10 protein-coding genes are annotated in these 13,249 nt (G+C 68.8%); 7 read left to right on the forward strand and 3 right to left on the reverse strand.

Annotated elements, in window-relative coordinates:
* Positions 1 to 28: 28 nt before the first annotated feature.
* The 4 genes from ABH933_RS00575 to gatB all read left to right on the forward strand — a co-directional run bounded on the left by ABH933_RS00575 (position 29) and on the right by gatB (position 5,295).
* The gene (locus ABH933_RS00575) at positions 29 to 349 is read left to right on the forward strand and encodes a hypothetical protein (protein ID WP_429413807.1); all 321 of its coding nucleotides are present in this window, start codon (positions 29 to 31) and stop codon (positions 347 to 349) included.
* A 20-nt stretch (positions 350 to 369) separates the two neighbouring features.
* The gene (locus ABH933_RS00580; RefSeq protein WP_429413810.1) at positions 370 to 1,170 is read left to right on the forward strand and encodes an ABC transporter ATP-binding protein; all 801 of its coding nucleotides are present in this window, start codon (positions 370 to 372) and stop codon (positions 1,168 to 1,170) included.
* Positions 1,167 to 3,671, forward strand: a complete 2,505-nt coding sequence (locus ABH933_RS00585) for an ABC transporter permease (protein ID WP_429413813.1) — start codon at positions 1,167 to 1,169, stop codon at positions 3,669 to 3,671. Before ABH933_RS00580 ends, ABH933_RS00585 begins: the two co-directional genes overlap by 4 nt.
* Positions 3,672 to 3,783: 112 nt before the next feature.
* Positions 3,784 to 5,295: an Asp-tRNA(Asn)/Glu-tRNA(Gln) amidotransferase subunit GatB gene (gene gatB / locus ABH933_RS00590; protein WP_429413816.1), complete on the forward strand. Its 1,512-nt coding sequence runs from the start codon at positions 3,784 to 3,786 to the stop codon at positions 5,293 to 5,295.
* A gap of 75 nt (positions 5,296 to 5,370) precedes the next feature.
* Here gatB and ABH933_RS00595 read toward each other — a convergent pair whose 3' ends face one another.
* Positions 5,371 to 6,501: a PQQ-dependent sugar dehydrogenase gene (locus tag ABH933_RS00595; protein ID WP_429413819.1), complete on the reverse strand. Its 1,131-nt coding sequence runs from the start codon at positions 6,499 to 6,501 to the stop codon at positions 5,371 to 5,373.
* Between the two features lie 156 nt (positions 6,502 to 6,657).
* On the opposite strand from ABH933_RS00595, the gene ABH933_RS00600 reads away from it, so the two are divergent.
* Positions 6,658 to 7,470 carry a DoxX family protein gene (locus ABH933_RS00600; RefSeq protein WP_429413821.1) on the forward strand — a complete coding sequence of 271 codons (813 nt, stop codon included), beginning with the start codon at positions 6,658 to 6,660 and terminating at the stop codon, positions 7,468 to 7,470.
* 94 nt (positions 7,471 to 7,564) lie between these two features.
* Here ABH933_RS00600 and ilvD read toward each other — a convergent pair whose 3' ends face one another.
* Both ilvD and ABH933_RS00610 read right to left on the reverse strand, forming a co-directional pair.
* Entirely contained in the window at positions 7,565 to 9,406 is a 1,842-nt protein-coding gene (gene ilvD, locus ABH933_RS00605; protein WP_429413824.1) for a dihydroxy-acid dehydratase, read from the reverse strand.
* A 303-nt stretch (positions 9,407 to 9,709) separates the two neighbouring features.
* A complete protein-coding gene (locus ABH933_RS00610) occupies positions 9,710 to 10,252 on the reverse strand; it encodes a PH domain-containing protein (protein WP_429413827.1) in 543 nt (180 codons plus the stop codon).
* Between the two features lie 356 nt (positions 10,253 to 10,608).
* On the opposite strand from ABH933_RS00610, the gene ABH933_RS00615 reads away from it, so the two are divergent.
* Together ABH933_RS00615 and ilvN are read left to right on the forward strand one after the other, a co-directional pair.
* On the forward strand, positions 10,609 to 12,537 hold the full coding sequence (locus ABH933_RS00615; protein ID WP_429413830.1) for an acetolactate synthase large subunit: 1,929 nt from the start codon (positions 10,609 to 10,611) through the stop codon (positions 12,535 to 12,537).
* Positions 12,534 to 13,037, forward strand: a complete 504-nt coding sequence (gene ilvN, locus ABH933_RS00620; protein ID WP_429413833.1) for an acetolactate synthase small subunit — start codon at positions 12,534 to 12,536, stop codon at positions 13,035 to 13,037. Before ABH933_RS00615 ends, ilvN begins: the two co-directional genes overlap by 4 nt.
* The last annotated feature ends 212 nt before the right edge of the window (positions 13,038 to 13,249 follow it).

Here is a 13,249-nt window from a genome sequence, read left to right on the forward strand (position 1 = left end):
ACGGCGAAACAGGGAAGGGGTGGGTGCGATGTCATGGACCGATCACCACAGCCGAACCGAGATCCTGCACGAGGTCCTGGCCCGGGCGGCCGTCGATCCGGCGGCTCCGGGCCTGTTCGAGGAACTTCCGGATTGTGAACGATTGTTCGGCGGGCCCGCGGGCGTGCTTGCTGCGCTACGGTACCGCTGGAACAACCATGTACATGCGAAGTTGGATATGGCTCTGCTGCAAGGACAGTCTCCGGCGGAGGCATATCTCGAACTGGCCGCCGAACAGCCCACGCTGCGGGCGCTACTCGACGTCCAGGACGCCCCGCGTCCGCATGAACGGATGGCGCTGGCGAGCTGATTCGGCAAGAAGGGCACCGCATGTTGGAACTGACCGACGTCGTGAAGGAATACCGGGTGGGGCAGCAGCGTGTGCGCGCCCTGGACGGCATCAGCCTGAGTATCGGCGCGGGTGAGTTCGCCTCGATCGTCGGTCCGTCCGGATCGGGAAAATCCACGCTCCTGCATCTGCTGGGCGCGCTGGATTCTCCGGATTCGGGATCGATCGTCTTCCAGGGCGAGGAGATCGGCGGTCTGGGCGACGACCGGCAGTCCGAATTCCGGCGGCACCGAGTCGGTTTCGTGTTCCAGTTCTTCAACCTGCTGCCCACGCTGACCGCATGGGAGAACGTCGCCATCCCGAAGCTGTTGGACGGCACCGGATTACGCAAGGCCAAACCGCGCGCGCTGGAACTGCTCGAGCTCGTCGGCCTGGCCGATCGGGCCGAGCACCGCCCGGCCGAGCTGTCCGGCGGGCAGATGCAGCGGGTCGCGGTGGCGCGGGCGCTGATCATGGATCCGCCGCTGATCCTGGCCGACGAGCCCACCGGAAATCTCGATTCCAAGACCGGCGCGGCGATTCTGGAACTGCTCGGCTCGATCACCGAGGCCGGTAATTCGGTGGTGATGGTGACACACGACATGGGCGCGGCACACTACTGCGATCGGGTTATCACGCTGCGGGACGGGCGAATCGGCTCGATCGTGGCGGGGGAGCATGCCGGACGGACGGCGCACGACCATGCCGGGCCGCATGCGCCCGACGACGTGAGCGCTGACGACGCGCCCGAGCCCGCCGCCGTGCGATCCGGGATCGCCGAGGCGCAGGCGGTCCGTCCGTGACAACGTCCGCATTTTCGCCGCGAGCGGCCTGGGATCGCTTGCGGCTGTTCAATATCGGCGAACTCTTGGTGCACCGCGGGCGCACCCTGATGTCGCTGACCGTGCTGGCGGTATCGGCGACGCTGCTGGTCTCGGTCCTGAGCATCTCCGGATCGGTGACCGGGTCGGTCGGCAAGCTGTCCAAGGCGCTGGGCGGCAAGGCCGCGCTCGAGGTCTCGGGCATCACCGACAGCGGATTCGATCAGCAACTGCTGCAGCCGATCCGGGCGCTGCCGGGGGTGGCGGCGGCGGTGCCGATGCTGCGGGCGCCGGTGAGCGCCGATCACACCCTGGTGATCGGCGCGGACGCGACCGTCATGGAGTTGGACAGCTCCCTGAACGGTTCGATCGGCAGTCAAGCGTTCGCGATGCTCGCCGTGCCCAACGGCGTCCTGGTCGGCGCCGCAACGGGTTACACGAAGGGTGAGCAGTTCACCCTCGGCGCGGCGCGGGTGACCGTTGCGGGCGTGCTCGACGACGCGACGTCCCGTCAGGTCAACGACGGGCACATCGTCGTGGCCACATTGCCGATGGCACAGCAGATCATGAATCGCGCCGGCTCGCTGGACTCGATCGAGATCGTGCCCGCCGCCGACGCCGATGTGACACAGCTGCGTTCGGAACTGACGAAGGTGGTGGGCGGTCGCGCCGTGGTCGCCGATCCGGGGCTGCGTGCCGCGCAGGCGGGCGGGGCCATCCAGCTGGTGAGCTACTCGACCGCGATGGCCGCGGTTGCCGCGCTGATCGTCTCGGCCTTCCTGATCTACAACGCGATGAGTATGGCCGTGGCGCAACGACGTCCGGTGCTCTCGATGCTGCGGGCAATCGGCGGGCGGCGGGCGCCGATGGTGCGCGACCTGATCGCCGAGGCGGCGCTGCTGGGGCTGATCGGCGGTGTAATCGGTTCGGTCGTCGGGGCGTTCGCGGGGCGCCTCGCGATCAATCAGCTTCCCCCGGCGATGGTGGCCTCGGTACAGGCGCGCACCGACTACATGGTGCCGGGATACGCTGTCCCGGTGGCGATCGCCGCCTGCGTGGTCGCCAGCATGGCGGCCGCCGCGAGTGCCGCGCGCCAGGTCTACAAGGTGGAGCCGATCGAGGCCCTGGCGCCGGTCGGGGTGTCCAAATCCGATCTGGTGAGTCCGCTGTTCCGGTGGGCGGCACTGATCATCGGCATCGCGATGCTCGTCGTGGCGGTCTTCGTCGCCGGCGCCGACATCGGCCGGTACGCGATGGCCTCGCTCGCGCTGGCGGTCACCGGAGCACTTCACGTGTGCTTCGCCGCGACCGGGCCGATCGTCCGGGCAACCGCGGCGATCGCCCGGATCTTCGGGGCGCCGGGGGCATTGGGCGCCACCACGGTCGAGCGTGCGCCGCAGCGGGTCTGGGCGACGGTGATGACCGTCATGGTGGGGATCAGCTCGGTCGTAGCGATGGGCGGCGCCTCGCGCAATCTGGTCGACTCGGCGAGTGCGACCTTCGCCGATCTGGCCCGCCGCGACGCCTACATCAGTCCCACCTCGATGGGGCAGTTTCCCACCGGGCCGCTGCTGCCCGCCGATCTGAAGGCGAAAATCGGTGCGCTGCCCGGTGTTTCGGGTATCGGCTCGGCGCAGATGGCCTTCGCCACGCTCGGACGCGGCCAGGTGATGCTGCAGGCGTACGAGCGCGGGGACCCGGTCGGGCTGATCGATGAGCTGAAGCCCGGCGTACCGGATCTGATGGCGTCCGGAGCGGGCATTGTTTTGTCCGGGGATGTGGCCCGATCCCTGGGCGTGCGGGAGGGGGCGGAGGTGGACCTGCCGACTCCGAGTGGCGTGCACCGCGTTCGGGTGCTGCAGGTGGTTCCGTACTTCTCGGCGATCGTGGGAACCGTGCTGCTGGACCTGGACGTGATGCGGCAGTGGTACGACCGGCCCGGGGAGACCATTCTCGGGGTGAGCTTCGCGCCGGGGGTGAACCCGGCCGCCGAAATGGATCTGATCCGCAGGTCACTGCCCGCGGGCCTGCACCTCGACAGCGGCCGCGGCGCGCTCGCCGCGACGACCCGCGGGGTGGAGCAGGGCACGTCGCTGTCCACGTCGATCCTGTGGATCATGGTGCTGGTATCGACCGTGGCGCTGCTCAATACGCTCATGCTCTCGGTACTCGAGCGCCGTCGCGAGCTCGGTGTGCTGCGGGCGATGGGCACCAGCCGCCGCTTCCTGCTGCGCGCGGTCCTGACCGAGGCGGCGGGCATCGGCCTGTGCGGGGCGCTGCTCGGGCTGGCCGTGGGCGGGGCACTCCAGTATCTTGCGGACATCGCGTTCGAACGCGCCATGACCATTCCGGTGGTCTACAGCCCGAGCCCGATGCTGCTGGTCTATGCCACGGCCGCACTGATCCTCGCGCTCGTGGGATCCATACCGCCCGCGGTGCGCGCGGCTCGCATGCCGATCGTCGAGGCGATAGCCGCGGACTGACCGGCAACCCAGGAGGGGAGCCCTCACCCGAGCTCGGGCGGGTGAGGGCTTTCATCCCTCCGGACGGGGGACGGGGGCGAGGAAGTCGGGGGCTGTCCTTAGACTTGTCGGCATGACTGCACCCACGGTGGACTTGATGGACTATGCCGATGTCGTCGACCGGTTCGAGCCGGTGCTGGGCATGGAGGTCCACGTCGAGCTGGGCACGGCGACCAAGATGTTCTGCGGCTGCCCGACGGAGTTCGGCGCGGAGCCGAATACCCAGGTCTGCCCGGTCTGCCTGGGCCTGCCCGGCTCGCTGCCGGTGGTGAACGAGAAGGCGGTCGAGTCGGCGATCCGCATCGGGCTGGCGCTGAACTGCTCGATCGCCCCGTGGGGCCGCTTCGCGCGCAAGAACTACTTCTACCCGGACCAGCCGAAGAACTACCAGATCAGCCAGTACGACGAGCCGATCGCCGTGAACGGCCACCTGGACGTCGTGCTGGACGACGGCTCCACCTTCCGCGTCGAGATCGAGCGCGCCCACATGGAGGAGGACACCGGCAAGTCGCTGCACGTCGGCGGCGCCACCGGCCGCATCCACGGCGCGAGCCACTCGCTGCTGGACTACAACCGCGCCGGTGTGCCGCTGATCGAGATCGTCACCAAGCCGGTCACCGGCGCCGCCGAGCGCGCGCCCGAGGTCGCCCGCGCGTACGTCACCGCGCTGCGCGAGGTCCTGAAATCGCTCGGCGTCTCCGATGTGAAGATGGAGCAGGGCTCGCTGCGCTGCGACGCGAACGTCTCGCTGATGCCCAAGGGCGCAAGCGAATTCGGCACCCGCACCGAAACCAAGAACGTGAACTCGCTCAAGAGCGTCGAGGTCGCGGTGCGGTTCGAGATGCGCCGCCAGGCCGCGGTGCTCGCCGCGGGCGGCAGCATCCTCATGGAGACCCGCCACTTCCACGAGACCGACGGCACCACCTCGCCCGGCCGCCCGAAGGAGTCCGCGGAGGACTACCGCTACTTCCCCGAGCCCGACCTGGAGCCGATCGCCCCCGACGCCGCCTGGATCGAGCAGCTGCGCGGCACCATCCCCGAGTACCCGTGGCTGCGCCGCGCCCGCATCCAGGCCGACTGGGGCCTGTCCGACGAGGTGTTCCGCGATCTGATCAACGCCGGCGCCCTGGACCTGATCATCGCCACCGTCGACGCGGGCGCCTCGGTGGACGCCGCGCGCGCCTGGTGGGTCAACTACCTCACCGAGCAGGCCAAGGAGTCCGAGCGGACCCTCGAGGAACTGCCCATCACCCCGCGCCAGGTCGCCGAGGTCGCCGCCCTGGTGGAGGCCAAGACCATCAACAGCAAGGTCGCCAAGCAGGTCGTCGACTTCGTCCTGGCCGGCGAGGGCGAGCCCGGCGCCATCGTCGAGGCCAAGGGCCTGGGCATGGTCTCCGACGACTCGGCCCTGCAGGCCGAGGTCGACAAGGCCCTGGCCGCCAACCCCGACATCGCCGAGAAGATCCGGTCGGGCAAGGTCCAGGCCGCCGGCAAGGTCGTCGGTGACGTCATGAAAGCCACCCGCGGCCAGGCGGATGCGGCGCGCGTGCGCGAGCTGGTGCTTGCCGCCTGCGGCGTGAGCTAGTCGGGCCGGCCTTTGACAGAACGACTGCGGCGCACCGGTTCGGAATCGGTGCGCCGCATTCGTTTTCGGGTTCGGCTAGTCCTTGCTGCCGCTGCTGCCGCCCTTCGGCGGTGGGATGCGGATGATGCGATCGTCCAGGGGGCCCGTGACCGAGGGCTTGTTGGCCGAGCCGACCCATACATAGCCGTCCGGGGACAGGGATGCGCCGTTCAGTGCGCCGTATTTGTTCTGCGCCACCAGCATCGGCGGGGTGGTGATCGCGTGGGTGTTCGGGTCGGCGGTCGCGAAGGCCAGGGCCTTGGCGCCGGTCAGCGAGACCGCGACGCCGTCGGCGGCGGCCGCGCAGCCCGAAACTCCCGGCCGGTCCGGCCAGGTCCAGCCGGTGCTCACCGTGCCGTCGGGGGCAATGCGCTGCAGCTGGTCCTGGGTGGCGACGCGGTCGGTGAACCAGATGGTGTCCTTGTGATCCGGGCACACGCCGCCCGCGACGCCGATGCCCGAGGCGATGACCTTCGGCGTCGCGTTGCCCGGCGCCGGGTTGTCGATGGTGAACAGCTTGCCCGCCAGCGAATTCGGGTCGGTGGCCAGCGCCGGGTTACCGGCATTGCTGGTGATCACCACCATCTGGGTGGGGGAGACGAAGTCGATGGAACCGCGATTACCGGTGGGGCCCTTCGGGATTCCGGTGAGAATCGGCTTCGGCACGCCGCCCGCGCCGATGCGCACGATCCGATTGTCGCTCGGCGTGGTGATGTACGCGTACATCAGCCCGTCCTGCGCATATGTTGGCGACAATGTGACATCGCTGAGTCCGCCGTCGCCCGTGGCGTCGACGTCGAGCCGGGCGACCTCGGCCGGAGCCGGCGGCACCTGACTGGGATCCACCGCGACGACCTTCACGATTCGTCCGGTGACGCGCTCGGGGACCACGGCCTGCTGCCCGTCGGGCATGACGGCGAGCTGGCCGGTGGTATCCAGGCAGGACACCACGACGGCCGGATCAGGGTCGACGCACGGTCCGGCGGGGCGTCGCGCGGCCGAGGGCGGCACGCTGGGCGTGGTGGTCGGCCCCGAACCCTCGGGGATGATCTTCGGCGCGGGAGTGAACGGTTTGGACGCGGAATCGTCGAAGCTGGCGCACCCGGCCAGCAGACCGGCGGTGGCAACCACGCTCACAGCGACACGGCCGGCGACAACCAAACTCATGCCGAAGACGTTACGGAAATACCCACGCGGGCGCTCGCAGGGGGTGACACGGCCCGGTCGCGTGGCGCGGACACGCCGCCTGGACACACCCCGCGGGCCGTCGTGCCGACATAGTCTTCTCGGGTGACCGAGAAGCCGAATGTACGCTCCGGGCCGATGTCACCCGGGCAGCCAGCGGGCAGTCCCTACGACGCGCCCACTGGTGAGTTCCCGTCCATGAAGACCATCGGCAGGGATGTTCCACGCACCGACGACGAACTCGGCCTCGACCCGGATGTTCCCGCGGCGACCCCCGACTTGCACGGCGCGGAGGCGCGAACCGAAAAGCTGACCAGGAAGGACCCGCCCGCGGGCGATCCGGTCGCGGCCACCTACGCCTTCGCCACGATTCCCCCGGCCCCCACGCCCCCCGACGGCGCGGCTCGGCTGCGTCGCCCGCGCGCCGATGCCCGGCGCGGCACCCAGGATCTGGGCCTGCTGGGGCTGCGCCTGGTCCTGGGCCTGACCTTCCTCTATCACGGCCTGCAGAAGCTGGCGGGCTGGTTCCACGGCCCGGGCCTCGGCGGCACCCGCGACATGCTGGCCCACGGCGGCTGGAAGCACGTCGAGCTGTCCGCGTCGCTGCTCACCGTCTCCGAGGTCGGCGGGGGCATCCTGATCATCCTGGGCCTGGCCACGCCGCTGGCCGCGGGCGCCGTGCTGGCCTCGATCACCGATGCGTGGCTGTGGAAGGAGGGGATGGCCCCCGGATTCCAGTACAAGACAGTGGAACTGGAGTCGATCCTCGCGGGCCTGGCCGCCGTGCTGATCCTCACCGGCCCTGGCCGCCTGTCCTTCGACCGCAACCGCGGCTGGGCCACCCGCCCGATGTTCGGTTCGTTCGCGGTGCTCGTCCTGGCGCTGATCGCGGCCGCCGCGAGCTGGTTCTACCTGCACGGCGGCAATCCGTTCCACGGGATCTCCAGGTAGGGAATCCTGTCCTTGCTGTTCCACCTGTCCTGACTGGACAGACGCCGAAGGCCGGGGACTCGTCGCGAGTCCCCGGCCTTCTTGCTGGGTCTGCTCAGGGCACCCGGCGAACCGCGCCCTTGTCGGCCGAGGTCGCCAGTGCCGCGTACGCCCGAAGTGCGGTGGTAACGGTGCGATCCCGGCCGACCGGCTGCCACGGGCGCTCGCGCGCATCCATTTTCGCGCGGCGCTCGGCCAAAACCTCGTCGGAGACCAGCAATTCGAGCGCGCGGGTGTGCACATCGATACGAATGCGGTCACCGTTCTCGATCAGGCCGATGGCGCCGCCGCTAGCCGCCTCGGGGGACATGTGCCCGATGGACAGGCCCGAGGTGCCGCCGGAGAAGCGGCCATCGGTGATCAGAGCACACACCTTGCCCAGGCCCAACCCCTTCAGGAACGAGGTGGGGTGCAGCATCTCCTGCATGCCCGGTCCGCCCGCAGGACCCTCGTAGCGGATCACCACCACATCGCCCGGCTGGATCTTCTTGGCGAGAATCGCGGAGACAGCGTCCTCCTGGGATTCGAGCACCACGGCCGGGCCCTCGAAGGTGAACAGGTCCTCGTCGATGCCGGCGGTCTTGAGGATCGCGCCGTCCAGGGCGATATTGCCGCGCAGCACGCACAGCCCGCCCTCGACGGTGTAGGCGTGCGCGATATCGCGGATGCAGCCGTTGTCGGCATCGGTGTCCAGCGAGGACCAGCGGTTATCGGTCGAGAACGGCACGGTCGTGCGCACGCCGCCCGGTGCGGCGTGGAAGAGCTCGACGGCCTCGTCGCTGGCCTTGCCCGAGCGGATGTCCCAGGTGTCCAGCCACTCGTCGAGGGTGCGGGTGTGCACGGAGGTGACGTCGGTCTCGAGCAGTCCTCCGCGGCGCAGCTCGCCGAGGATGGCGGGGATGCCGCCGGCGCGGTGCACGTCCTCCATGTGGTAATCGGAGTTGGGGGAGACCTTGGACAGACAGGGCACCCGGCGCGAGATCTCGTCGATGGTGCCGAGATCGAAGTCGATCTCGCCCTCCTGCGCGGCGGCCAGGGTGTGCAGCACTGTGTTGGTCGAGCCGCCCATCGCCACGTCCAGGGCCATCGCGTTGCGGAATGCCTTGGCGTTGGCGATGTTTCGCGGCAGCACCGAGGCGTCGTCCTCGCGGTACCAGCGATTCGCGATCTCGACGACCGTGGCTCCGGCCCGCTCGAACAGCGCGCGGCGCGCCGCGTGGGTGGCCAGCGTGGAGCCGTTGCCGGGCAGGGCCAGACCCAGCGCCTCGGTCAGGCAGTTCATCGAGTTGGCGGTGAACATGCCCGAACACGAACCGCACGTCGGGCAGGCGCTGCGCTCGACCTCGGAGAGGCCGTCGTCGTCGACATCGGGGGACGCGCTGGCCGAGATCGCGGTGATCAGGTCGGTCGGCGCCTGCGCGACACCGCCCACGACCACGGCCTTACCGGCCTCCATCGGCCCGCCCGAGACGAACACGACCGGGATGTTCAGCCGCATCGCGGCGTTCAGCATGCCCGGGGTGATCTTGTCGCAGTTGGAGATGCACACCAGCGCGTCGGCGGTGTGCGCGTTGACCATGTACTCCACCGAATCGGCGATGATCTCGCGGCTGGGCAGCGAGTACAGCATGCCGCCGTGGCCCATCGCGATGCCGTCGTCGACGGCGATGGTGTGGAATTCGCGCGGCACGCCACCCGCGGCCCGCACCGCGCCCGCCACGATCTCGCCTACGTCCTTGAGGTGCACGTGGCCCGGCACGAACTGGGTGTACGAGTTCGCGATGGCGACGATCGGCTTGCCGAAGTCGGAGTCGGTGAGGCCGGTGGCCCGCCACAGCGCGCGTGCGCCTGCGGCATTGCGTCCGGCCGTGGTGGTGCGTGAACGAAGCGGTGGCATGAGTGTTGGGTCCTCGAATCTCGTCGCGGGGGCTGTTCAGCGACAGCGAGTGCCTGAACGGCCTATTTACGTTACTCCCGAGTGAGGAGGTGGTGGACCGCCGGTGGGCGGGTGGTGTGCGCCGCGCGTCGATCGTGTCCCGGACGCGAGCGCACCACTACCAGCGTATACACCGCGGCCGGTATTCCCTCGCCGCGCGACCTACGACTGGCCGGTTAGCTGCGCGCGGATGCGTGCGCGGCTGACCCGCAATGTCGGCAGTCCCGATGCGGGTGACGGATCCGCGTTCAGGTGCCCGATCGTTCAGGTGCCGGACGTGGGCTCGGTGTCGGCCTCGGCAATGGCCGGCCCCTCCGTAATGTCCGGCCCCTCCGTGGCGGGTGTCGTGTTTTCGGTGCTCTCGCCGTCGGTGTTCTCCGACACATTCTCGGCCCGCTCCGCTTCGGCTCGCTCCGCCTCGGCCTTGGCCGCCTCCGCCTCTTCCGCCGCGGCGAACGGGTCGGGAATGCGGCCGCCGGAGGCCTCGATCAGGGCGCGCAACCGGTCGTAGCCGACGGCGGGGAGCTTCACCTCGGACCCGTCCGTGAGGTGCGCGCGCACATATCCCCGCTTCGGGATGCTCACGCCCTGCACCTGTGACCAGTCGATATGCCGGGAGCCGAAGAAGGTCTGCAGGTCCAGCCCGGCCGCGGACACGGTGGTGCGGGTCCGCTCGACCCAGATCGCGGCCGCCGCCGGGATCGCGAACAGAATCCACATCACCTGGGGCCAGCCGAAGAACGGGAATGCCGCGCAGAACAGCAGCAGGAAAACCCCGATGTGAACCAGGCGGGGGATTCTGATCACCCGACCCGTATCGGCTCCCGCCTCGGCGGTGTGGGACGATCGAGCAGGTGGCACGGACTGATGCGACGAGGACACACCCTCATCCTCGCATTATGGCGAACGGACACAGATAACCGCCCTGTCTCACATAATGGGACGCCAATGTCAAGTAATTTGACTCCACGCCTCACGCACACATACCGTCGTTGGCGTGAATCGAATCGAGCTCCTCGTAATCGGCCGGCGCGTCCAGCGCTGAGACTGACTACTTCAGCTCGCAGCTGCGACGCGCCACCCTCGACCAGCCTTGGCTGTCGGGGGCTTTTTTGTGTTCAGGTCAGTTCCGCAAGAACGACAAGCAGTAAAGGATCAAGACGGTGAGCGCACCTACCGCTCGGCCCGGGCCCAGTGCCCGCAGGCCCGCGCCCACGGCTACCCAGCCGACACCTGCGGCTACTGCCGCCCCGAACCGCCGCCAGATCCCGCCCGAGCGGGTCACCGGCGCGCAGTCGGTCGTCCGCTCCCTCGAGGAGCTCGGCGTCGACACGGTCTTCGGCATTCCGGGTGGTGCGGTACTCCCGGTCTACGATCCGCTCTTCGACTCCACCAAGGTGCGTCACGTCCTGGTCCGGCACGAGCAGGGCGCCGGTCACGCGGCGACCGGCTACGCGCAGGCCACCGGCAAGGTCGGCGTGTGCATGGCCACCTCCGGCCCGGGCGCGACCAACCTGGTCACCCCGATCGCCGACGCCCAGATGGACTCGGTGCCGCTGGTCGCCATCACTGGCCAGGTCGGCCGCAGCCTGATCGGCACCGACGCCTTCCAGGAGGCCGACATCTCCGGCATCACCATGCCGGTCACCAAGCACAACTTCCTGGTCAACGACCCGATCGACATCCCGCGCACGATCGCCGAGGCCTTCCACCTGGCCGCCACCGGCCGTCCCGGCGCGGTGCTGGTCGACATCCCCAAGGATGTGCTGCAGGCGAACACCCTGTTCAGCTGGCCGCCGGAGATGCACCTGCCCGGCTACCGTCCGGTGACCAAGCCGCACGGTAAGCAGGTGCGCGAGGCCGCCCGGATGATCATGGACGCCAAGGCCCCCGTGCTGTACGTCGGCGGCGGCGTCATCAAGGCCGACGCCTCGGCCGAGCTGCTGGAACTGGCTGAGCTGACCGGCATCCCGGTGGTGACCACCCTGATGGCACGCGGTGCGTTCCCGGACAGCCACACCCTCAACATGGGCATGCCCGGCATGCACGGCACCGTGGGAGCCGTTGCGGCGCTGCAGAGGTCGGACCTGCTGATCACCCTAGGTGCGCGCTTCGACGACCGCGTCACCGGACAGCTCGACTCGTTCGCTCCGAACGCCAAGGTGATTCACGCCGATATCGACCCGGCCGAGATCGGCAAGAACCGCCACGCGGATGTGCCGATCGTGGGCGACTGCCGCGAGGTGATCGCCGAGCTGATCGAGACCCTGAAGGCCGACCCGGCCGCGAAGGGCGCTCCGCTGCTGGAACTTTCGGAGTGGTGGAGCTACCTGGACAACATCCGCACGAGCTACCCGCTGGGCTGGAATCCGCCCTCGGACGGTTCGCTGTCGCCCGAATTCGTCATCGAGAAGCTGGGCCAGCTCGCGGGTCCGGACGCCATCTACTGCGCCGGTGTCGGCCAGCACCAGATGTGGGCCGCCCAGTTCATCAAGTACGAAAAGCCGCGCACCTGGCTGAATTCCGGTGGTCTGGGCACCATGGGCTATGCCGTTCCGGCCGCGATGGGCGCCAAGATGGGCGCGCCGGACAAAGAGGTGTGGGCGGTCGACGGTGACGGCTGCTTCCAGATGACCAATCAGGAGCTGGCCACCTGCGCCGTCGAGGGCGTGCCGATCAAGGTCGCGCTGATCAACAACGGCAACCTGGGCATGGTCCGGCAGTGGCAGACGCTGTTCTACGAGAAGCGCTACTCCAACACCGACCTGGGCACTCACACCCTGCGCATCCCCGACTTCGTGAAGCTGGCGGAAGCCCTTGGCTGCCACGGCATTCGCGTGGAGAAGGAGGAGGACGTGGAGGCCGCGATCCGCGAGGCGCAGTCCATCAACGACCGCCCCGTGGTGATCGATTTCATCGTGGGCAAGGACGCGCAGGTGTGGCCGATGGTCGCCGCCGGCACCTCCAACGACGAGATCATGGCCGCGCGCGGCATCCGCCCGCTGTTCGACGACGACGAGGCGGCCGCCGAGCCGACTGTCATCCACGAGGCGATGGCGCACGGGCGGGAACAGAAGGGCGAGAACGAATGAGTACGACCCACACGCTGAGCGTGCTCGTGGAGGACAAGCCGGGCGTGCTGGCACGCGTGGCGTCGCTGTTCTCCCGCCGCGGCTTCAATATCGAGTCCCTCGCGGTCGGCGGCACCGAGATCCCGGAGATCTCGCGCATGACGATCGTGGTGACGGTGGAGGATCTGCCCCTCGAACAGGTCACCAAGCAGCTGAACAAGCTGATCAACGTCATCAAGATCGTCGAGCAGGACGCCGACAACTCGGTGGCCCGCGAGCTGATCCTGGTGAAGGTGCGCGCCGACGCGAGCGTGCGGACGCAGGTCATCGAGTCGGTGAATCTGTTCCGCGCCAAGGTGATCGACGTCTCACCGGACGCGCTGACCGTCGAGGCGACCGGGACGCGCTCCAAGCTCGATGCGCTGCTGCGGATGCTGGAGCCGTACGGGATCCGGGAGATCGTGCAGTCGGGTGTCGTCGCGGTGGGCCGCGGGCCGAAGTCGATCACTGCGACGCGATAGCAGGCTTTCTACCAGCAGGTAATGGATGGGCACTGCAAAGATGCGGTGCACCGGAGACTAATGTGGTCGCCGATCGAAGGTTGGCGCACTGCTTCCCGCAGCTGCGGGGTCCGATCGAAATTGATGAATTGAACTGAACGTGCGCTTCGGCGTGCACCGCACATTCCCCGCCCGCCGGGGATGAGCCTCTCAGAAGGGAAACACCAGTGGCT

The sequence above is a fragment of the Nocardia sp. GP40 genome (assembly GCF_050434125.1).
GTDB classification, from domain to species: Bacteria; Actinomycetota; Actinomycetes; order Mycobacteriales; family Mycobacteriaceae; genus Nocardia; species Nocardia albiluteola.